Below are 21,713 nucleotides of genomic sequence, written 5' to 3'. Positions count from 1 at the left end.
ATTAGCACCAGCACGGACGTTGACGGATAATGAAAGAAGCCTTGAACGCGGTAAACTAGGTATTTCGCATGGGCTTTCCAGCCTATTGTCGGCGAATTTGTGAAGGGGATGAACGTGTCTTTATTGAAGACCATCAAGAAACCAAGTGACCTGCGGGCGCTTACCCTCGAGCAGCTCGACGACTTGGCGGAGGAAATCCGCGGCTTCCTCATCGACAATGTTGCTCGTACTGGCGGCCATTTGGGTCCCAATCTCGGTGTTATCGAGCTGACCTTGGGCATCCATCGTGTCTTCGATTCCCCAACTGACTCCATCGTCTTCGATACGGGACACCAGTCGTATGTGCACAAGCTGGTTACCGGACGCCAGAATTTCGAGACCTTGCGCCAGCAAGGAGGCCTGTCGGGCTACCCTGACCGCGGTGAATCAGAACACGATGTGGTTGAGTCCTCCCATGCTTCCTCCTCGCTGTCGTGGGTTGATGGAATTTCCCGCGCCAACAAGCTGATGAATAACAATGACCGCTACGCCGTAGCCCTGGTGGGCGATGGCGCCTTGACCGGCGGCATGGCCTGGGAAGCAGTCAACAACATCGCTGCCGACAAGGACCGCAAAGCAGTCATCGTAGTCAACGACAACGGCCGCTCCTACGCCCCGACCATCGGCGGCCTGGCCAACCAGCTTTCGGGACTGCGCCAGCAGCTGGACAAGTTCCGTACCCACCCGGCCTACGAGAACGCCATGGACAAGCTCAAGGTCAAGCTCAAGGGATCCGGGCCAGTAGGCGATTTCACTTACAAGTCCCTTCACGCCACCAAGAAGGGCATCAAGGACTGGTGGGCACCGCAAGGCCTGTTCGAGGACCTGGGCCTGAAGTACATCGGCCCGATCGATGGCCACAACCAGCGCGCAGTAGAAGAAGCGCTGCAGCAGGCCAAGCAGTACGCGGGCCCAGTGCTCGTGCATGCCCTGACTGAGAAGGGCCACGGCTACGCTCCGGCCCGCGCCGATGAAGCTGACCAGTTCCACGCCGTTGGCGTGATCGACCCAATCACCGGTCTGCCGGTTTCCAAGTCCAGCGCGCAGAGCTGGACCAGCGTCTTCGGCGAAGAGATCGCGGCGGTGGCCAACGAGCGCGAGGACATTGTGGCGATCACCGGTGCCATGCTGCAGCCAGTGGGCCTGAAGAAAATGTCCCAGGAACACCCTGAACGCGTCATTGACGTGGGCATCGCCGAACAGCACGCCATGACTACTGCCGCCGGCCTTGCCTTTGGCGGACTGCACCCGGTGGTCTGCGTCTACGCGACCTTCCTCAACCGTGCCTTTGACCAATTGCTGATGGACGTGGCCCTGCATAAGGCCGGTGTCACCATCGTGCTGGACCGCGCTGGAGTCACCGGCCCGGACGGCGCCAGCCACCACGGCATGTGGGATATGGCGCTGACCCAGATCGTGCCTAACCTGCACCTGGCTGCTCCGCGCGATGCCGACCGCCTGCGGGAGGAACTGCGTGAAGCCCTGGACATCAATGATGCGCCAAGTGTCGTGCGATTCTCCAAGGGCTCGGTGGGTGAACCCATCGAAGCTGTGGACCGCCTGCCAGATGGCGTGGATGTTCTGGCACGCTTGGGGGACCGTTCCGCACCGGATGTTCTCATCGTTTCCGTGGGCGCCATGAGCGAGCTTTCGCTGGATGTCGCAGAACGACTGAACAGCCAGGGCGTATCGGTGACCGTGGTGGATCCTCGTTGGGTTCTACCAATGCCAACCTCGGTGATTTCACTGGCAGCCCGCCACCGCATTGTGGTCTGCATCGAAGATGGCGTCCGAGCCGGCGGTGTGGGTTCGCGCTTGCGCACCGAAATGCGTGCAGCGGGTGTCGATACGGCTCTGAACGAAGTAGGTTTGCCTACCGAATTCTTGGCGCACGGAACTCGGGCTGAGGTCTTGGACCGCGTTGGACTGACTGCACAGCAGGTAGCCCGCGATACCCTGGCGCAGGTTCTGGGAACCAAGGTTCCATTCGCCCGGCCCCTCCCTGGACAAGACCTACCTACCGGTCAGATTCCGAAGCTGTGAGCCTACCGTCCGGCTGCCCGGTAGACCTGCCCCGTAGCCCAGAAACTATCGCCGAGGGTTCCTTGGTGGTAGCGCGCGCCTGGAAGTATGATTCCAGCCCGCACTGGGTGGTGCCCGGATTTTATCTCGGACAGGACAAATACGGACATTGGCTTCACCAGCCGGCCGGCGCACTGGTAGCCCGTCCGGGCACCGCACACTTGGCAGCGAGTAATGCGCTCTGCCTGATTCCACACTCGGGCCAGTGGATTGCCACCCTCTATGCGGATGCACTGGAAGATTTTGATGTCTACATCGACCTGTCCAGCAACATCGGATGGCGACGGATGAAGCGTGGCGCTTGGGAAGTCAACTCCATTGACATGGATTTGGACGTGATTCGTTCACGTAGCCAAGGCGTGTTCCTTGATGATGAAGATGAATTCGCCGCACATGAAATAGGCATGAACTATCCAGCTTCCCTAGTTCGTAGTATTGGAAGAGAAGCTGGACTGTTGCTCGGCACCGTGATCAACAACGATGCACCGTTCAATGCCGAACACCGCGCCACCTGGCAATCCAAGGCTGAGCGCCTAGCCGCACAGCTTGCCGAAGCCTCCAAAAATTTAGATAACTAAGCACACCGTAGACCCAAGGGGTAATCACATGGCGATCATTCGCACCTACCGGATGAACGAAAAGAACGAACTGGAATTCCGCGAAGCATGGTTCCAGCAGTTCGAGGACGATGAATTGGGTCAGTTCGTGATCAATCACGGCACCGTGGGACATATGTCCAAGACCAATGAAGTCCAGGACGTAAACACCGACCGCGCCGACGAATTGTTCGCTGGTTTCGCTGAAGCCTGTGCTGCCGAAGGCTATGCAGAGATCAAGGAAGAAGATCAGTCGTGGGTTATCGTGCAGTACGCGCTGAAATCGGCAAATGGCACCGAACGCGACCAGTACCTGGACAAGAAGGCCAAGGAAGCGCTGACCGGCCACTTGGCATGGCGCGGACTGGGCACGGTGGAGTCCAGCGATTTCGGTAACCGAAAGCTGAACATCCGAGTCCTATCGCCAGCTCCAAAGCTTGCAGTCGCTGCGATCAAGACGTGCATCCGCGAAGCCAAGCTGGACTTCACCAAGATGAGTATCGGTGTTGCGCCCTATGCGGAATTGAACAAGCTGAAGATGGCGCACCCGATGCCACCAAAGCCGATGTCCATCGACTGATCACGAATGATAAGCCCCATAGTTGCGACGCAGCCAATGCAGGCAGCGGACCACCCGGCCATCCGTCGGCTGTCGGAGAGTTTGGGGCGTCAGGCTGAACCTGGAAATTGGGGCGCTGGTGAATGCCAGGTAGTCGTCAAGAACCCGGCCGGAGAGCTGCTTGGCTGGGCTCGAGCCCATTGGTGGGAGCCTGCTGATCCGTTGGCGCCAGCTGGCTATTACCTTGCCGGGATCGAGGTTGCCTGCGGATACCGGCAACGGGGCGTGGCACGAAGCCTAACCGAGGCCAGGCTGTCATGGATTGCGCAGCGCGCTTCGACCGCATGGTGCGTGGTCAACGCGCAGAATACTGCGTCTTTGGCGCTTCATCGTGCCCTGGGATTCGAAGAAGTAGCCCGGGCTCCACGGTTCGGTACTGTGGTTTTTAACGGCGGCAGTGGCCTGCTGTTGTCCAAGGAAGTGGTGTCTTCGCGCGGCCCCGCGAAAGCACAGGTTTAAACGAGCAGGAAACAAGGAGAAATGATTCCACAAGAAGACCGGGACGAGACCCCCGGCGCCCAGCGTAAAGTCCCGCGGATGGGAGCAACCCGCACGCCGTTGCACCTGGTTTTCCAGGCTTGCGTCGGTGTCATCATCGGCATTGGAGTGGTGTCCCTGCTTTCTGGCCTCGCCCCAGTGCAGGTTGCCTTGACCGGTGTTGTCATTGCCATATTGGTGTGGATCGTTGAACAGGGCTTCCGCCTGCCAGAACCGAATACCAAGCAGGGAGCACGTGTCCGCATGGTACTTCGACTGATTTCCTTGATTGGTTTCACCATCGCGGTGAGCCCGCTGCTGTCCTTGATCGAGGGCTGACAGCCTGCAACCCAGGCTAGTCCCGGACGTTCACACGTCTGGGACTATTTTTTTGCGCTGACCGGTTTCCGGGCAGAATAAAAGATCGGCCAGGTTCTCCCCGTGATGGGAGAACCTGGCCGATCCTCTAGCTAGGCGTTGGCGCCTAGTCGGTGCCTGCGTCGAATGCAGCAGACTCGATAGCACGGTCGGTAGCCAGATCTTCGCTATCAACCGGGGTTGCGTTCACGATGTCATCAGCGCCACCGGCTTCCAGCGAGCCGACTAGTTCAGCGGTGGTGCCGCCAACCAAGCCCATGGTGGCGTACTGTTCCAGGCGGCCGCGGGAATCGGCGATGTCCAGGTTGCGCATGGTCAGCTGGCCGATGCGATCCACTGGGCCGAAGGCTGCATCGCCTACGCGCTCCATCGAGAGCTTGTCCGGGTGGTAGCTCAGGTTCTCGCCCTCGGTGTTGAGGATGGTGTAGTCGTCGCCGCGGCGCAAGCGGATGGTGACGGTACCGGTGATGGCCGAGCCAACCCAGCGCTGCAGCGATTCGCGCAGCATCAGGGCCTGCGGGTCCAACCAGCGGCCTTCGTACATCAGGCGGCCCAAGCGGCGGCCTTCGTTGTGGTAGCTGGCTACGGTGTCTTCGTTGTGGATCGCGTTGACCAGGCGTTCGTAGGCGATGTACAGCAGTGCCATTGCCGGTGCTTCGTAGATGCCGCGGGACTTGGCCTCGATGATGCGGTTCTCGATCTGGTCGCTCATGCCCAGACCATGGCGTCCGCCGATGATATTAGCTTCGTTGACCAGAGCCACCGGATCGGTGAACTCCTTGCCGTTGATGGCTACCGGGCGGCCAGCGACGAAGGAAACCGAGACATCTTCGGTCTTGATCTCTACGTTCTCGTCCCAGTACTTAACGCCCATGATCGGCTCAACTGACTCGATGGAGCTGTTCAGCAGTTCCAGGGTCTTGGCCTCGTGCGTTGCGCCCCAGATATTGGCGTCGGTTGAGTAGGCCTTTTCAGCCGAGTCGCGGTAAGGGAAACCGTGCTCCTGCAGCCACTCGGACATTTCCTGGCGTCCACCGAGCTCTGCAACGAAGTTGGGGTCGAGCCATGGCTTGTAGATGCGCAGCTTGGGGTTGGCCATCAAGCCGTAGCGGTAGAAGCGCTCGATGTCGTTGCCCTTGTAGGTCGAACCGTCGCCCCAGACATCCACGCCATCTTCGCGCATTGCGCGGACCAGCAGGGTGCCGGTGACGGCGCGGCCCAGCGGGGTGGTGTTGAAGTAGGTCTTGCCGCCGGTGCGGATGTGGAAGGCGCCGCAAGCAAGTGCTGCGAAGCCTTCTTCAACCAGAGCAGGCTTGCAATCAACCAGGCGGGAGTTCTCTGCACCGTACTCCAGAGCACGGCCAGGTACGGCGTCGATATCTGGCTCGTCGTACTGGCCGAGGTCGCCAGTGTAGGTGTAAGGGATGGCGCCCTTGTCGCGCATCCAGGCTACTGCCACCGAAGTGTCAAGGCCACCGGAGAACGCGATACCTACGCGCTCGCCTACAGGAAGATTGGTAAGAACTTTAGACATGTTTCCATCCTAATGGATAAATATGCAATGCAGTGAATTGTGCTGTGAAATGTTGAGCAGAACTACCTACCAGATAGCCTATGGGTATAACCTCGCTCAGTGAAGCGGATGAACAAACCAACAGATGAGGTGTCCATGGAATTCCGTCAGCTAGGCCGCAGCGGCCTGAGTGTTTCCGTCGTCGGGCTAGGCTGCAACAATCTTGGCCGCGCAGGAACGGCGACCGAAACCCAAGAAGGAACCGACGCGGTTATCCACGCGGCGCTTGACGCGGGTATTACTCTCTTCGATGTCGCGGATGTCTATGGCAAGGAACCGGGGCTATCGGAAATCCGTCTGGGCAAAGCGCTTGGGCAAGTACGCAATGACATCGTGCTGGCCACCAAATTCGGCATGGATATGCAGGGCGCAAATGGCCCGGACTTCAATGCGCGTGGTTCGCGCCGTTATATCGTCAAAGCAGTCGAAGCATCGCTCAAGCGACTCGGTACGGACTACATCGACCTGTATCAGTTCCATACCCCAGATGCGAACACTCCCATCGAAGAAACCTTGCGGGCCATGGATGACCTGGTCACCAGCGGCAAAGTTCGCTACATTGGCCATTCCAACCGGACCGGCTGGCAAATCGCCCAAGCGGAGTACGTGGCCCGTGAATTGGGAACCGAGCGATTCGTCTCGGCGCAGAATCACTACAACCTGATTGACCGCCGTGCTGAACTGGAAGTGCTTCCAGCGGCTCGTGAATTCGATCTGGGCGTCTTGCCCTACTTCCCGCTGGCAAACGGCCTGCTGACCGGCAAGTACTCCAAGGGGCATGCCCCTGAGGGCAGCCGGCTGACTCACGCGCGTCAGCATCTCGTGGAAACCAGCGATTTTGAGCAGTTGGATCAATTCGACGCCTTTGCTGCCGAACGGGATCTGACGCCGATCGAATTGGCGTTCTCCTGGCTGGCAGCGCAATCGCCGGTGGCCTCTGTGATTGCCGGTGCCACCCGTCCTGAGCAGATTCGAGCCAACGCTGCAGCTGTGCGTTGGGTACCGAGCGCTGCGGAACGGGCCAAGATGGATGAGCTCTTCCCGGCCCCAGAGAAGGTTGCACTGTTCTAGGAGTATCTCTAGCAAGCACTGAAGGCTGAACCCCATCCGGGTTCAGCCTTCAGTGCTTAAAAAGTGCTGGGAAACTACTCTGCGGCGGTGACGTAGGCGACGATGTCGTCACCTTCAATTGCCGCCGCGTAGCGTGGCAGTGCTGCGATAGCTGGACCTGCGTCCACGGTACCGTCAGCGGGTGCGAATCGTGAGCCATGGCAGGCGCAGTAGAAATCTTCCTTGCTGGACTTCGGGCTCACAGCGCAGCCCTGGTGGGTACAGACGTTCGAGTAGGCCAAAACGGTCTTCTCATCCTTGCGGAAGAGCAAAACGCCTACTTCTTTTCCGGAAGGATCCTTGGCTGGAGCGAGTGCACGCGATCCGATGGCAAGGTCCGTGGCCTTCATGAGGGCCTGTCCTTCGCCTGTTGGTTCAGGAATCGGCAGTGCCTCGGGGGTGTCGGCTTCAGAATGTCCATCGCCGCAGGCGGTGAGCAGTGCGGCGGAACCGAGTGCTGCCGAGGCGCACATGAACGTACGACGGGCTGGTCGGGCAATGTCAGTCATGCGCCTATTCTGGCAGAGATCTCTGTGCCGGCGCTAAGAGCAAAGCGCCCGTGTCGGGAGGATGCGGCATGTGGTGAGTTTGATCGGCGGAAAGCGGTCTGCATGCGTTCGCCAGGCGGTATCGAATGCTGTGAATATTTATGCAGTGTTTTCGAAGTCCCGAGAGTATCCATAGCGCCGGGTGCTCCCTCGGCATGGCTCTGAATCCCGCACTTTGGAGAGGTTAGTAATCCAGGTGGGGCATTTCGGGTGGTGTAATTGGGACATGCCCGCCCGTCTCCCAGTGGGGAATAGAACGGCCAGAACTAGATATTTTTTATCCCGGTTTTCCGCACTTATGTGCGCACCGTTACACGCATCTGCAAGGTAGTCCCGTGATTGATACAGGCGATGGGCTGATTCAACATCGTGCCCCTGCCGGCCGATCGGTGAGTGGGTTGCCCCGCTGCCTTGCGGCGGAGGATTCGAATATCTTTGCATTCATGCTAATATTTGTATGTAGTTAGTTGAAGCTACTAATTTCGGAGAGAGCTTTCGCTGTTTTCCGGTCCGGCGTTTTATCGCCGACTGAGTTACTCCGCGCAGTAATCGCGTGTTGAGTTCCGGGTAGCAGCCCTCCGATGGAAAACCGGCGGTATTCGCCAACGCGAGTACCGCGCCTGAACTGACCCGAAGCGCCATTGCGCGCCAATATGGATAGCCGCAAGTGCGATGCAGGCAAACCATGGGTCCGGATTCACGTTGTGAAGCCAAAAGCGCTAGGTCTGGAACGAATCCACGAGCTGGTGCTCCCCGTGACTAGGGATGAACGATACGAATGAGAAACGAACGAAACTTGAGTGTAGGGAAGTGGTTCATGGGCCCAGGGGCTTGTGCGCGTCGGCTGAAATTTACCCCTTGCGATGAATCTCGCAGGAAGACGTGCAGGATAAGTCGCCGGTTGAGCATTTAGCTCCCGGCGCGAATCTCATCACTGTCTATTAGAGGGAGGTGGCGCGTGAATAACGAAATAGTGCAGTTCAGCGCCCTAACTGTTGTCTTGCTATTGGTGCTCTTCTACGGAGGCACCTTCTTTATTTCCACCCGAATCGGAAAGAAAAAAGAGAACGCCGACGACTACATGACGGCGGGAAATAAAATTGGATTCGGCATTTCCGCTGCAAGTATGACGGCTACCTGGATCTGGGCTTCGTCGATGTACGCCTCAGCCACCTCCGGGTACACCTATGGAATCTCCGGTCCGATCCACTATGGGCTCTGGGGCGCGTTGATGATTCTGTTCATCTACCCATTCGGCAAGCGGATTCGCAAGGTCGCGCCCCGCGCGCACACCCTCGCCGAGGTCATGCATGCACGCCACGGCCGCTCCAGCCAGCTGATGCTGGCCGGGTCGAATATTGTCGGTTCGGTCATCTCCTTGATGTCCAACTTCATCGCCGGTGGCGTATTGATCTCGATGCTCTCGCCGTTCAACTTCATCCAGGGCGTGCTGGCCGTTGCCGGTGGCGTTCTGCTCTACACCCTGTGGTCCGGGTTCCGTGCCTCGGTACTGACCGACTTTGTCCAGGTCGTAGGCATGCTGGGCGCTGTAGCAATCATTGTCCCGGCGATCTTCTTTGCCGCAGGGTTCCCGGCCGCATTCGAAACCGGTGCGAGCAACTTGACCCCGCAACAGTCCAATTTCTTCTCCTCTGAAGCATTCCTGGGCCAGGGGGCACCCTACATTGCAGCCGTTCTGGCCTACGCAATTGGCAACCAGACTATTGCCCAGCGGCTCTTCGCAGTACGCGAGGACTTGATCAAGCCAACCTTCATCACTGCAACCATCGGCTACGGCGCGATGGTCATCGGCGTGGGCATGCTCGGCGTGCTCGCCCTGTACCTTGGGTTCGAGCCGTCGGGTGGAGACATGAACAACCTCATCCCCGAGATGGCTGCCAGCTACCTGCCAGGTGTTCTGCTGGCATTGTTCTTCATCATGATCATTGGTGCGCTGTCGTCAACTGCTGACTCGGACTTGGCGGCCCTGTCTTCGATTGTGATGGCTGACGTATACGGCCAGAACGTTGCCGGCAAGGACAAGGCCGATCCGAAGAAGATGCTGCTCATTGGCCGTGCGACCATGGTCGTTGCCACCGCATTGGCAGTCGCTTTCGCGAGCATGCAGCTGAACATCCTGGACCTGCTGGTCTTCGTCGGAGCTCTTTGGGGTGCTCTGGTCTTCCCGGTTCTGGCCAGCTTCTACTGGAAAAAGGTCACCAACAAGGCCTTCACCGTTTCGGTACTCGTTGCACTGGCGATCTTCATCCCTGTTCGCTTCGAACTGATCCCAGTCAATGGCGTCACCGGCTTGCTGATCGAGCTGCTGTCGGTGATTGGCATCGGCGTGGTCGTGGCGTTGATGAGCTTCGGGTTCTTCGGCCTGCGCGTTGCCAAGATTGTCGGTGTCGTCGCGATGCTGGCCAGCGCGCCGTTCGTATTCGGTTTCCTGCGCGACTACACGACCTTGAGCGCCTCGCTGGTTGCCTACTCGGTCAGTACCATCGTCTGCTACCTGCTGTCGTTCAGATCCAAGATGGAATTCGACTTCGATGTCATCGCTGTACGCACCGGCGACTTCGACGCAGTACCTGGAAAGCCTGACGCTGCAGATGCCGGACACGATGCCAAGAGCCTGGGAGGCAAATAATGACGACGTTTTTCTTGAGCCTGTACGTACTGGTATGGCCAGTTATAGTGGCCGGAGTACTGTTCTTCATCAGCAGGGGCTTTATCCAGGAATGGCTGGAAGCCCGCCGCAATGGTGAAGACATCATCTAGTAACCGGGCACGCGAAGCGGCGCTCCATGGAGCGCAGGAACCCCGTACAGCAGCATTTACCAGCTGTACGGGGTTCCTGCATCTTAACGGGGCAGCAAGAAGCCGGGACCAGCTTTCCTCATGAGGGAAGCGGTCCCGGCATTTCGCATGGTTCCAGCACTCAGGGAGAAGCACCGGAACCAAGAACGGCCCGGAAGGTACTAGCCGTTGAACCTCTTCCCGTTGACACGTTCGGAGGCGCCAACCTGGTCCAGGTACGGGGTGATGCCACCGAGGTGCATTGGCCAGCCGGCACCGGTGATCATGCATAGATCGACGTCGGCTGCTTCGGCAACGACGCCCTCATCCAGCAGCAGCCCGATTTCCTCGGCCAGAGCATCTTGAACACGAGCCAGGATCTGTTCCTTGCTCGAGTGCTGATCGCCGAAGGCCATCAGCTTTTCAGCCTCGGGATTCAGCACCTGGTTGCCTGCCTCATCCTTGACCCAGAGGGCAGTGATCTTGGCATCGATCAGTTTCTGCAGATTCTCCGAGACGGCAAATCGTTCGCCGAAAGCGGCGTTCAGCGACTCGTTGACATGCTGCGCGACCGGCAGACCTACCATCGCCAACAAGGTCAACGGGCTCATTGGCAGGCCCATGGGGGTCAGTGCCGAGTCAGCTGTCTTCGCGTCGGTGCCCTCGTCGAAAGCGGCCTGGACTTCACTCATCAGGCGAAGCAGTACTCGGTTGACCACGAATGCGGCAGAATCCTTGGTTTTCACCGTGGTCTTCTTCAGCTTCTTGCCCAGCACGAATGCAGTGGACAGCGAGGAATCGTTGGTCCACTCCGTAGCAGCAATTTCCAGCAGCGGCATCACGGCTACCGGGTTGAAGAAGTGGAAACCGACCAGGCGCTCTGGATACGACAAGTCGCGGCCCATCTCGGTGACAGAGAGCGAGGAAGTGTTGGTGGCCAGGATGCACTCGGGGGAGACCACCGCTTCAACCTCTGCGAAAACCTGCTTCTTCACATTCAGCTCTTCGAAGACGGCCTCGATGACGAAGTCGGCATCCGCGAACGCCTTCTTGGTGACCGATCCGGTAACCAGAGCCTTGGTGCGGTTGACCGCATCCTGGCTCATGCGGCCCTTGGCGTGCAGCTTGTCGATCTCGCCATGGATGTAGGCAAGGCCCTTGTCCACGCGCGATTGATCCAGATCGGTGATAACCACCGGAACGTTCAGGCGGCGGGCGAACAGCAGGGCCAGCTGGCCAGCCATCAACCCTGCGCCAACGACACCCACTTTGGTGACGGGGCGCGCGAGCTTTGGATCCGGTGCGCCGGCGGGGCGCTTGCCGCGCTTCTGGACCAGGTCCAGGAAGGCGTACACGGTGTTCTGGAACTGCGGGGTGCTCATCAGCCCAGTCAGCGCTTCGACTTCAAGGACTGCTGATTCCTGCTGCGAGATGGCCAGGCCCTTGCGGAAGACCTCAAGCACCTTGTACGGTGCCGGGGCCGCGCCGGACAGCTTCGCATCGACGAACTTTTCGGCAGCGTCGGCCGCATCCAGCCAGCGGCGAGCAACCTCGGGATCGGTTGGATCGACCGCATTGGGGCGCTTGACCTCTGTGGTTCCGGAGATGACACCGTCAGCGAAGGCAATGGAGTGCTCGATGAAGTCAGCTGGTTCGAACAGGGCGTCGGCCACCCCCATCTTGGCGGCTGCCGGACCGGAGAGGGTGCGGTTGCTGTTCAGCGGGTTCTCGATCATGACCTTCAGCGCGTTCTCGGGGCCGACTAGGCGGGGCAGGCGGTATACGCCGGCCCAACCCGGAATCAGGCCGAGGAAACCTTCTGGCAGGCCCAAAGCGCCCGCGGCGGTGCTGACCGTGCGGTAGTTGCAAGCCAGCGCGATTTCCAAGCCGCCGCCGAGCGCCAGGCCGTTGATGAAAGCGAAGGTCGGAACGCCCAAATCGGCAAGCAGCTCATAGGTGTAGTGGCCCAGCGAAGCCATGGCGGTTGCTTGATCCGGTGCGCTCAGGCGGGTGACGGCCGACAGGTCGGCACCGGCAATCAGGAAGTACGGCTTGCCGGTGATCGCCATGGCATCGATCTCGCCATTCTTGGCGCGTTCTGCTTGGACTTCCAGCGCGGCGCGCAGTTCCAGCAGGCCATTGGGCCCGAGGGTGGTCGGCTTCTTGTGGTCCAGGCCGTTATCCAGGGTCAGCAGTGCCAGTGTCTTGCCGCTTGGCAAGGCCACATCCTTCACGAAGGTGTGGGTGACAGTCTCATCGTGCATCAGCTGCGCGACAGCCTGGAAATCTTTGCTCATTGCAGTCATTGTCTCTTCCTTATGCCTTGCTGCCGAAGTCCGCGTGGTTTGGGTTCTCCCAGATCACTGTGCCGCCCATGCCCAAGCCGATGCACATGGTGGTGATGCCATAGCGCACCGAATGCTCCTCGGAGAACTGGCGGGCCAGCTGGGACATCAGGCGCACGCCGGAAGAGGCCAGCGGGTGCCCCACCGCGATGGCGCCGCCGTACCGGTTCACGCGGTCATCGTCCTGGTCGATTCCGTAGTAGTCGAGGAAGGACAGCACTTGCACGGCGAAAGCCTCGTTGATTTCGAACAGGCCGATGTCGTTGATGCCAAGGCCGGCCTTGGCCAGGGCCTTTTCGGTGGCCGGCACCGGCCCGTAGCCCATCACGTCCGGGTCCACGCCGGCGAAGGCGAAGGAGACCATGCGCATCTTCGGTTCCAGGCCCAGTTCGCGCACTGCCGCGCCGCTGGCCAGCAGGGCGGCGGTGGCTCCGTCGTTCAAGCCTGCTGCGTTGCCTGCGGTCACGCGTCCGTGGGCGCGGAAGGGGGTGCGCAGTTCGGCCAGCGATTCCATGGTGGTGCCTGGCCGTGGCGGTTCGTCAGCCGAGTTCACGGCCCAGCCTTCGCCCGGCCGCTTGGCTGCCACGGGGATCAGATCGGCCTGGATCTGCTGGTTCTCGTAGGCCTTGGCCAGCTTGGCCTGCGATGCGACAGCATAGCGGTCGGCGCGTTCCTTGGTGATCGCAGGGAAGCGGTCGTGCAGGTTCTCCGCGGTATTGCCCATGTTCAATGCTTGCGGGTCGACGATGCGCTCGGAGAGGAAGCGCGGGTTCGGGTCCGCTCCGGCGCCCATTGGGTGGTTGCCCATGTGCTCCACGCCGCCGGCGACCACTACGTCGTAGGCGCCGAAAGCGATGCCGCCGGCGGTCGCGGTGACGGCGGTCATCGCTCCGGCGCACATGCGGTCGATGGCGAAGCCCGGAACGGACTTGGGGATACCGGAGAGCAGGCCCACGGTGCGGCCCAAGGTCAAGCCCTGGTCGCCGGACTGCGTAGTTGCGGCCATGGAGATCTCGTCGATCTTTTCGGCAGGAACTTCCGGGTTGCGTTCCAGCAGGCCGCGTACGGCTTTGACGGCAAGGTCATCGGCGCGGGTACCGTGGTAGATCCCCTTCTCGCCGGCTTTGCCAAATGGGGTGCGTACCCCGTCGATGAAGACGACATCGCGGTCGTCGAGCGAAGGGCGCGCATTGTTGCGCACGGTCGAAGCGTTGGCACTCACCGTCGGGCTCCTTGGGGTTGGTTCATGCTGCCCGTGAAGACCGGGCAGTGGCCAGCATCACTGTGACCTGAACCATACGTTACTCAGTAGTAACTTGAAGTGCAAGTGCATCACCTCGCAAATCCGGGAACCCGCGGTGAATCCTTCTTGGAAACCGCCTAGGCCTGCTTCAACGCGATGGCCAGCTTGTCCGCAAGAAGTCCACGCTGCCACTGGCGGGCACCGAGATTTTCCAGCATGTCCGCTACGCTTGCCTCGCTGATGCGAGCCGGCGCATTCCAGCACAATTCACGCAGGTACTTCGGGGTCAAGAGATTCTCGCCGGGAATATTCCAGTGCTCGCTCACCTCATTGACGACCAGCTTGGCCGCGTCCAGCCGGTTCGCCGCGGCCGGGTTCTTTTCGGCCCATGAGCGGGGGTGCGGCAAGTCCGGCTTGGGGGCGCGCAGGTCGGGCAGGTCCCTGGTGCTATTGCCGCGCTTGATCGCGTCGACCCAGCGTGCGGCATCGCGTTTGGCATTGCGCGTGTGGAACCCGGGGATCTGCAAGAGCGCTGGAACGCTGGTGGCGCGCTGATCCACGGCGGCCATGATTGCGCGGTCGGGAATGAGCCGACCCGGGGCAACGTCGCGGCTCTGCGCCAGGGCTTCGCGGGAAAGCCACAGTTCGCGAGCTACCGCCAGGTTGCGTCGGCTCTTGAGCTTATGGATGCCGGACAATTTGCGCCACGGCACCTGTGCCGGGGAAGGGTCAGGCAGATTGCGTTCGTACTCGAATTCCTGGAAGGCGAAATCCAGCTTGCCCTGCTCTTCCAGCACCGCGGTGATGGCCTGGCGCAGCTCTTCGAGAACTTCCACATCCAGTGCGGCGTAGTTCAGCCATGATTCAGGCAACGGGCGGGTGGACCAGTCCACTGCCGAATGTTCTTTGGCCAACTGCAGCTCGAGCAATTCGCCCACCATGGTACCCAGCGAGACGCGGGGGAATCCCGCAAGACGGCCAGCCATCTCGGTATCGAACAGCGAGGTAGGGGACATGCCCAATTCGTGCAGGCACGGCAAATCCTGGGTGGCCGCATGCAGGATCCAGGGCTGCTCGTTGACGAACTCGCGCAGCGGGGACAGATCGTCCAGGGTTTCCGGGTCGATCAGCCAAGTACCCGCACCTTCTCGGCGAATCTGCAGCAAGAAGGCGCGCTGGCCGTAGCGGAACCCGCTGGCTCTTTCGGTATCCACGGCCAGATCGCCGGTGCCGGCTTCCAGTGCGCGCACTGCACGGCGCAAGGCAGGTGCGGTGTCGATGACTTCGGGGATCCCGTCGCGCGGCGCACTTAGTGGCGTCAGAACGGGTGCGGCGGCCTCGTTGGCAGTGGTGGATGATGCGGGAGCGGAAGAGTCAGAATTCGGCATGGTGCTTCCATTCTAGGACTATTCGGCTCCATCGCATTGATAATCGCTAGCTCAGGCGGCGATGAGGCAGCTGCTGCACGCCTTCGGGCAGGGGAGGCAGGCCGGCGAAAGTGCAAACCATATCGGCCCACGCGCTCAGATGCGCTCCCAGATGGTCAGAGTCCGGGGACCAGGAAGCACGCAGCTCAATATCGATATGGTCTTGTTCCCCGGCGAGATTGCCGAAGGATTCGGAAATTACCCGGGTCGCAGTACCGCCAGCGGAATGGTATGCGGCGTCGCGATCGCGCAGGGCTTCTTCGAGCCATGACCACGCGACGGAAGCCAGCATGGAATCCTGGCCCATTTCATGATCCAGGCGGGCCCGAATGTAGGTGACGATGCGGAATTGGCCATTCCACAGTTCTTGGCCTGCGGGGTCGAAGAGGAGGATGAAGCGTCCGGTGGCCAGCTGCTCGGCTGGTTGGAGGAACGGGGTGCGGCCAATCTCCTGGCCCTGGGGGCCGTGTCCGGGAGCAACCACATCCATCACGTCGCCGCTGAGTGCCAGCGCGAACGGCGCCAGCCTGCCAGGGGCCGGAATTTCGGTGAATTTCAGTTCCTTGCGCACCTTGGCATGCGACAACTCTTCAAGGGCCGTGGCAAAGGCCTTCGGAATGGCGGAAGCAGGGCGATCATTGGTCACAATTTGAGTCTAAGCGCGCCGTACCCGAGCATGGGTACGGCGCGCCGACCGCGGGTTCATGCTAAGCGGCGGCGTAGGCGCCGAGCAGCTCGTGCAGCTTGGCAATGAACGCTGCAACATCTTCCTCGGTGGTGTCGAACGAGCACATCCAGCGCACTTGGCTGGCCGCGCGATCCCAGTCGTAGAAGCGGAAGTGCTCGCGCAGCTGGTCGCTGACCTCGGTAGGCAGCTGGGCGAAGACGCCGTTGGCCTGAGTCGGGTAGACCAGCTGGACTCCGTCAATTTCCTCAACTGCCTGCGAGAGCTTGGCGGCCATGGCGTTGGAGTGGCTTGCCAATTCGCGCCACAGATCGGTGCCGTAAAGCTCGATCAGCTGTGCGGAGATGAAGCGCAGTTTCGAACCCAGCTGCATGTTCATCTTGCGCAGGTACTTCAGGTCCTGGGCCAGTTCGCTGCGCAGAGTCAGAATGCCCTCACCGAGCAGGATGCCGTTCTTGGTGCCGCCGAGGGAAACAATGTCCACGCCGACGTCAGTGGTCAGCGCGCGCAACGGCACGCCCAGGGAGGCCGCGGCGTTGGACAGGCGCGAGCCATCCAGATGCACTTTCATGCCCAGCTTGTGCGCGTGGTCGGTGATGGCCTTGATTTCCCCAGGGGTGTACAGGGTGCCCAGCTCGGTGGCCTGGGTGATCGACACGGCCAGCGGCTGCGCGCGGTGCTCGTCGCCCCAGCCCCATGCTTCCTGGTCGATCAGCTCTGGAGTCAGTTTGCCGTCGGGAGTGTCAACCTGCAGCAGCTTGAAGCCGCCGATGCGCTCCGGCGCACCGTTCTCATCCACGTTGATATGTGCAGAAGATGCGCAGATGACAGCGCCCCAGCGTGGAAGCAAGGACTGCAAGGCGATGACGTTGGCGCCGGTGCCGTTGAAAACCGGGAAGATCTGGGCTTCCGGGCCAAAGGCATTGCGGGCGACGTTGCCTAGTTCCTCGGTGTACTGGTCCTCACCGTAGGAGATCTGGTGGCCGCCGTTGGCGCGGGCAATCGCATCCATGATGCGCGGGTGCACGCCAGAATAATTATCCGAAGCGAATCCGCGAATCGAAGCGTCGTGGGTAAAAGTCATGCTGTGGAGGTCCTTAGTAGTTCAAGGGGTGAAGTCGAAAGCTATGCCAGTGCAGCGCCCAGAGGTGTGCACCGGCCAGTAATCAGGCCTTGGGCAATGCAACCCGGGTGCCGTTGAGCTCGCGGGCATCCTGGCCAAGCAAAGCCACTGCGGCCTGGGCAAGAAACTGCACCGGGGTCTGCCCGGAAGGCGTTTCTTCGGGAGACTTGTCGCTCAATGCCTTGACGACCCAACTCACCGCGGCGGCATTTTCTGCCTGCTTGGCGAACAGGCGGGCGATGGCATTGACCCAGTGTTCCGCTGCGGCCTTGACCGCACCGTAGTTGGCATTGGACGGGGTCGGATTCAGCACTGCCTCGGAACTGACTATCGCCAAGCGGCCTGCGGGGGAGGCGACCAGATCATCGACGAAGGCGCGGGAGGTGTTGCGCAGGGTGGTCAGCACGCTGCTGTGCAAGAAATCCCAGTCCTCGTCGGTTTGGCCGGTGATCGACTTACCGCCACGCCAGCCACCTACCAGGTGGATCAGCGCATCGATGCTGCCGTGCTCTTCATGAATCCGCAGCGCCAATTGCTTGACCGCTGCGAAGTCGCCCAGATCGCATTCATAGCGGGCATGAACGAACGGGAGGCGTTCGTCGAGGCGCTCTTGGTTGCTTCCCACTGCAAGCACACGCGCTCCGGCATCAACCAGCGCGGTGGCGCTGGCAATGCCGGAGGCGGAAGTAGCACCGGCAAGGAGCACTAGTCTGGATGTCTCGTTCAAGGAGATTCTTTCTTTGCTCACATTTTCTAGCCTAGAGGAAAGGCTAGATTTTCGTTGCCCCGGTCATGCCCTTGGTCGATTCGATGACGGTGGCCATTTTCTTATTCAGAGCTTCGTAGAACATCGACAGCGGGAATTCATCGTCCATGACCTGGTCGGTGATTTCACGTAGTGGTGCGGTCAGCGGCAGGGCATCCGGACCCTTGGCCCAGACCGACGCGGGGTTCGGGGTGACGGTGGCCGAAACCAGTTCGTAGGCAGCAAGCCAGTGAGCCAGCTTCGGACGGTCGATGGACTTCCAATACAGTTCGTCGATCGCATCCCCCAAGGCTGCAACCACCTCGGGTACCTGATCCCAATCGATGCTCAACTTGGTGTCGGTCCAGTGCAGTACATGGTGCTGGTGCATCCATGCGAACAGCAACTGGCCACCGAGACCGTCGTAGTTGCGTACGCGCGAGCCGGTGATGGCGAAGCGGAAGATGCGGTCGAAGATCACCGCGTATTGCACCAGCTTGGCCATCTTGGCGCTCTTCTGATCCGAAGCCGGGTTGGCGGCGATCTTCATGCATTCGCGGAACGCGGTCAAATCGCAACGCAGTTCTTCGAGCGAGTAAAGGAAGAACGGCATGCGCTGCTTGATCATGAACGGGTCGAATGGCAGATCGCCACGCATGTGGGTGCGGTCGTGAATCAGGTCCCACATGATGAAGGTTTCTTCGGTCAGGTGCTGGTCCTTGAGCAGCTCTGCGGCGTCATCGGGCAGTTCGAGGTTGGTGATGCGTGTAGCTTCCTGCAGGACCTTGCGGAAGCGTACAGCCTCACGATCCTGGAAGATCGCGCCCCAAGTGAATGACGGAGTCTGCCGAATGGCGACCGACTCCGGGAAGAGCACCGCGGAATTGGTGTTGTAGCCTTCGGTGAAGTCGATGAAGCGCAGCGGCACGAACAGGGCGTTGGCGTAGTCCTTGCTCTCCAGGTCGGCAATGAACTCAGGCCACATGACCTGCACCAGCACGGCTTCGAGGTGGCGGTTGGTTGAACCGTTCTGGGTGTACATCGGGAAAAGCACCAGATGCAGCAGGCCGTCAATGCGCTGGGCCTGGGGCTGGAACTGCATCAGCGAATCGAGGAAGTCGGGAACGCCGAAGCCTGCATCTGCCCACTGGCGCAGGTCCGTGACCAGCTGTTCGAGGTACTCTGCGTCGTGCTCGAAGTGCACGCGCAAGGACTGCACCGACTCGATGATGGAATCAACGAGCTTGGCAGCCTGTGGTGCAGATGCGCTGTCGGCCAAGGAACCGTCCTGTGCCTGGAGGCCCTGGAACTCGGTGGCGGCAGACTTCAGCGTCAGCCAAGCTTCCGAGTTTGCGATCTGCAGTACTTCTGCGTCGGTGGCCGGTACTGGCTTGGAGGAAATCTGAGTCATTTCATACACCTTCTTTTCATGTTTGGGGCAGCGCTCAAGTGCTTACCTTGAACGCTACGCTCAAACAACAGAAAAGGTGATGCTAAGTCGTCAGTGAATAAGCAACTCTTGCTCTAAATGTGATCCAGGCCTTGCCACCGACAAAGGCATTAGCCCTGAGCAGGACGCAGGGTCAAGCTCAAAGAGTTCATGCAGTAACGCAGATCGGTTGGGGTTTGGAAACCTTCACCCTCGAAAACGTGGCCCATATGCGAATCGCAATTGGCGCAACGCACCTCAACACGCTTCATGCCCATGGACTCGTCGCTGATATAGCGCACCCGATCTTCGGCCAACGGCGCGAAGAAGGAAGGCCAGCCGCAACCGGCATCGAACTTCGTAGTGCTGGCGAACAGTTCCGAACCGCAGGCTCGGCAGGAGTACACGCCCTCGGTAGTGGTATCCCAGTATTCGCCGGTAAATGGACGCTCGGTCCCTGCTTGGCGCAATACGCGGAATTCCTCGGAAGAGAGGATCTGCTGCCACTGCACATCGCTGCGCGCGGTTGCTTCGTCTGCTGGCTGTGCTGATTGGTTTACCGATTCATCATTCATGCAATGTAAAACGCTTGAGCAGGCTAGATGATTCCCGGGCCAGGTCATGGAAAGATGAAAACATGGCTCGGAACATCGTAGATACCATGCAACCCCGCAGCGCAGTGCCTGCAACCCTGATTGGGGTTGGGCTGGGACTGGGCGCTGGTTCCCTGGTGGCCGCCAGCGTATCAGCGCTCGCCGGTTACTTCGCCCGACGTGTAGTGACCCCGGAAGAACGCCGCACCGGCAACAGCATCATCCGGGAGGTCGTCACCGATGCCGAGGGCAAACTCTGGTTGCATTTCAACAAGGACGCCGATACCAGCGAACCTGGTCCGTGCAGCTTCCTCACCGAATTCGACTCCTGCGCGCTGCGGCTTTCCGCGCCGGAAGCCGTTCCGGGCAAATCCCGCCTGGTTGCGCGCAAAATCGAGAAGATCTATCACGGCACCCTCCAGGGAGTACGCCGCGGCAACCTATCCGGGGCAATTTACGAGCACCCCGCGGACCTGGGCTTTGACGCAGAAGACGTAGTCGTGCCCCTGGATGGCGGCGACGGTCCAGCCTGGCTGGTGCGTGGCTCCACGAACGAAGATGTCTGGGTGATTGGCGTGCACGGCCGAGGCGCCCGACGTAATGAGACCATTCGGGCGCTGCCTGCCTTGAGCGAACTCGGGGTTACGACCTTGCTGATGAGCTACCGCAATGACGGTTTGGCTCCGAGCGCCCCGGATGGCCGCTACGGTCTGGGCGATACCGAATGGCATGACGTGGAATCGGGTATCCAATTCGCACTGGACCGCGGAGCGAAGCAGATCATCTTGCTGGGCTGGTCCATGGGAGGTGCCATCAGCCTGCAGGCCGCCGATCGGAGCAAGCTGGCCCACCATATTGACTCGCTCATGCTGGTCGGCCCGGTAATCAATTGGGTAGATGTGCTTTCGCACCAGGCCCGGGCCAATAAGATCCCGCAATCGGTGGGCCTGTTTGGCCAGTGGCTGCTGTCCAATAAGGCAGGGCGCTGGGTCACCGGCCAAGCGGCCCCGGTCAATCTGCGCCGGTTGAATTGGGTGGACCGCGCGGACGAATTGAAATTCCCGACGCTGATAATGCACAGCCGTGATGACGAGTTCGTCCCTAATGGCCCGAGCTTGAAACTGGCGGCGCTGCGCCCGGATTTGGTCACGCTCAAGACCTTTGCCAAGGCAGGGCACACGCGTGAGCCGAATGTGGATCCACAGGGTTTTGCCCGGGCGATCACCGACTTCTTGAGCAAGCGCATGTCGCTGCTTCAAGTCCAGTAGTCCAAGGCGGCAAAGGGCCCTGCCCGCGAGAACGATCAACAGATCTCGATCCCGCAGGCAGGGCCCTTTTTTGGCCAATCGCTGTCTAGCCGGAGGCGATCGGCGCCCAAATGGCTCCGGTCGCCTTTGCGGCATCTCGCGGAGCGATCTCCAGGCTGAAACCGCGGCGCCCGCCAGAAATGAATACCGTCTCGAACTGCTGCGCACTGGAGTCAATGACGGTAGCGGTTTTCTGGCGCTGCCCGAACGGGGAAATCCCGCCCAGGACATAGCCGCTGCGTCGCTGGGCGGCAGCCTTGTCAGCCATCTGCGCCTTCTTCTTGCCCAACGCGGTGCCAATCGCCTTCAGATCCAGCTTCGCATTCACTGGCACCACTGCGACGGCCAGATCCTGGGTGGCGTTGGCTCCGGTGGAGACCATCAGGGTCTTGAAGACCCGGTCGCCACTGGCACCCAATTGCTCGGCTGCTTCGGCGCCGTAGCTTTCGGCCAAGTCGCTATGCGCATAGCTGTGCGCTACATAGCTGATACCTGCCGCATCCAGTGCGGCGGTCGCCGGGGTGGAGGCGGCCTGTTTCTTCTTGCCCACGTGCTTGGGGATCCTTAACTACTGCTTATTGGCTTCTAGCTGCGT

At 60.3% G+C, this 21,713-nt stretch carries 20 protein-coding genes; 9 read left to right on the top strand and 11 right to left on the bottom strand.

From position 1 onward, the window contains the following. Positions 1-114 precede the first annotated feature (114 nt). The 5 genes from dxs (at position 115) to ACWICV_RS04440 (ending at position 4,152) form a co-directional block, all read left to right on the top strand. Positions 115-2,082, top strand: coding sequence for a 1-deoxy-D-xylulose-5-phosphate synthase (gene dxs / locus ACWICV_RS04460; protein WP_105656856.1), 1,968 nt, complete (start codon positions 115-117; stop codon positions 2,080-2,082). Positions 2,083-2,147: 65 nt separating this feature from the next. Beyond that, positions 2,148-2,699 carry a DUF402 domain-containing protein gene (locus tag ACWICV_RS04455; RefSeq protein WP_454090684.1) on the top strand — a complete coding sequence of 184 codons (552 nt, stop codon included), beginning with the start codon at positions 2,148-2,150 and terminating at the stop codon, positions 2,697-2,699. Positions 2,700-2,727: 28 nt separating this feature from the next. After that, positions 2,728-3,297: a hypothetical protein gene (locus ACWICV_RS04450; protein WP_133834259.1), complete on the top strand. Its 570-nt coding sequence runs from the start codon at positions 2,728-2,730 to the stop codon at positions 3,295-3,297. A 6-nt stretch (positions 3,298-3,303) separates the two neighbouring features. Beyond that, positions 3,304-3,795, top strand: coding sequence for a GNAT family N-acetyltransferase (locus tag ACWICV_RS04445; protein ID WP_133834258.1), 492 nt, complete (start codon positions 3,304-3,306; stop codon positions 3,793-3,795). Positions 3,796-3,816: 21 nt separating this feature from the next. Beyond that, positions 3,817-4,152: a hypothetical protein gene (locus ACWICV_RS04440; RefSeq protein WP_400288215.1), complete on the top strand. Its 336-nt coding sequence runs from the start codon at positions 3,817-3,819 to the stop codon at positions 4,150-4,152. Between the two features lie 145 nt (positions 4,153-4,297). Here the strand turns inward: ACWICV_RS04440 and argG are convergent, their stop codons facing one another. Beyond that, positions 4,298-5,725, bottom strand: coding sequence for an argininosuccinate synthase (gene argG, locus ACWICV_RS04435; RefSeq protein ID WP_400288213.1), 1,428 nt, complete (start codon positions 5,723-5,725; stop codon positions 4,298-4,300). A 135-nt stretch (positions 5,726-5,860) separates the two neighbouring features. Here argG and ACWICV_RS04430 point away from each other — a divergent pair, with 135 nt between their 5' ends. Further along, on the top strand, positions 5,861-6,835 hold the full coding sequence (locus ACWICV_RS04430) for an aldo/keto reductase (protein WP_400288746.1): 975 nt from the start codon (positions 5,861-5,863) through the stop codon (positions 6,833-6,835). A gap of 74 nt (positions 6,836-6,909) precedes the next feature. Here ACWICV_RS04430 and ACWICV_RS04425 read toward each other — a convergent pair whose 3' ends face one another. Beyond that, positions 6,910-7,383 (bottom strand): Rieske (2Fe-2S) protein, encoded by a 474-nt coding sequence (locus ACWICV_RS04425; protein ID WP_400288211.1) that lies wholly within the window; start codon positions 7,381-7,383, stop codon positions 6,910-6,912. Between the two features lie 997 nt (positions 7,384-8,380). Here ACWICV_RS04425 and ACWICV_RS04420 point away from each other — a divergent pair. Continuing rightward, positions 8,381-10,072 (top strand): sodium:solute symporter family protein, encoded by a 1,692-nt coding sequence (locus tag ACWICV_RS04420; RefSeq protein ID WP_400288210.1) that lies wholly within the window; start codon positions 8,381-8,383, stop codon positions 10,070-10,072. Next, positions 10,072-10,203, top strand: coding sequence for a putative transporter small subunit (locus ACWICV_RS04415; protein WP_219844114.1), 132 nt, complete (start codon positions 10,072-10,074; stop codon positions 10,201-10,203). The genes ACWICV_RS04420 and ACWICV_RS04415 overlap by 1 nt, the downstream gene beginning before the upstream one ends. Before the next feature lie 200 nt (positions 10,204-10,403). On the opposite strand, the gene ACWICV_RS04410 is transcribed toward ACWICV_RS04415, so the two are convergent. The 8 genes from ACWICV_RS04410 to msrB all read right to left on the bottom strand — a co-directional run bounded on the left by ACWICV_RS04410 (position 10,404) and on the right by msrB (position 19,793). Further along, positions 10,404-12,527, bottom strand: coding sequence for a 3-hydroxyacyl-CoA dehydrogenase NAD-binding domain-containing protein (locus ACWICV_RS04410; protein ID WP_454090685.1), 2,124 nt, complete (start codon positions 12,525-12,527; stop codon positions 10,404-10,406). A 10-nt stretch (positions 12,528-12,537) separates the two neighbouring features. After that, positions 12,538-13,788 carry a thiolase family protein gene (locus ACWICV_RS04405; protein ID WP_402470893.1) on the bottom strand — a complete coding sequence of 417 codons (1,251 nt, stop codon included), beginning with the start codon at positions 13,786-13,788 and terminating at the stop codon, positions 12,538-12,540. Positions 13,789-13,946: 158 nt separating this feature from the next. Further along, the gene (locus ACWICV_RS04400) at positions 13,947-15,197 is read right to left on the bottom strand and encodes an HRDC domain-containing protein (protein WP_332486048.1); all 1,251 of its coding nucleotides are present in this window, start codon (positions 15,195-15,197) and stop codon (positions 13,947-13,949) included. Positions 15,198-15,243: 46 nt separating this feature from the next. Further along, positions 15,244-15,882 carry a DUF3000 domain-containing protein gene (locus tag ACWICV_RS04395; protein WP_400288204.1) on the bottom strand — a complete coding sequence of 213 codons (639 nt, stop codon included), beginning with the start codon at positions 15,880-15,882 and terminating at the stop codon, positions 15,244-15,246. 61 nt (positions 15,883-15,943) lie between these two features. Then, positions 15,944-17,005, bottom strand: coding sequence for a threonine aldolase family protein (locus tag ACWICV_RS04390; RefSeq protein ID WP_402470897.1), 1,062 nt, complete (start codon positions 17,003-17,005; stop codon positions 15,944-15,946). A gap of 82 nt (positions 17,006-17,087) precedes the next feature. Next, positions 17,088-17,792: an SDR family oxidoreductase gene (locus ACWICV_RS04385; protein ID WP_400288201.1), complete on the bottom strand. Its 705-nt coding sequence runs from the start codon at positions 17,790-17,792 to the stop codon at positions 17,088-17,090. 22 nt (positions 17,793-17,814) lie between these two features. Beyond that, positions 17,815-19,200 carry a DUF6421 family protein gene (locus tag ACWICV_RS04380; RefSeq protein WP_332486054.1) on the bottom strand — a complete coding sequence of 462 codons (1,386 nt, stop codon included), beginning with the start codon at positions 19,198-19,200 and terminating at the stop codon, positions 17,815-17,817. A 149-nt stretch (positions 19,201-19,349) separates the two neighbouring features. Then, positions 19,350-19,793 (bottom strand): peptide-methionine (R)-S-oxide reductase MsrB, encoded by a 444-nt coding sequence (gene msrB / locus ACWICV_RS04375; RefSeq protein ID WP_105656732.1) that lies wholly within the window; start codon positions 19,791-19,793, stop codon positions 19,350-19,352. 62 nt (positions 19,794-19,855) lie between these two features. Here msrB and ACWICV_RS04370 point away from each other — a divergent pair, with 62 nt between their 5' ends. After that, positions 19,856-21,079, top strand: a complete 1,224-nt coding sequence (locus tag ACWICV_RS04370; protein WP_332594949.1) for an alpha/beta hydrolase family protein — start codon at positions 19,856-19,858, stop codon at positions 21,077-21,079. Between the two features lie 85 nt (positions 21,080-21,164). Here ACWICV_RS04370 and ybaK read toward each other — a convergent pair whose 3' ends face one another. Then, on the bottom strand, positions 21,165-21,668 hold the full coding sequence (gene ybaK, locus ACWICV_RS04365; protein ID WP_400288198.1) for a Cys-tRNA(Pro) deacylase: 504 nt from the start codon (positions 21,666-21,668) through the stop codon (positions 21,165-21,167). Positions 21,669-21,713 lie beyond the last annotated feature (45 nt).

Source organism: Glutamicibacter sp. NPDC055354 (assembly GCF_053644955.1).
The sequence above is the reverse complement of the archived record's forward strand: the minus strand, read 5'-3'. Positions and strand labels throughout refer to the sequence as shown.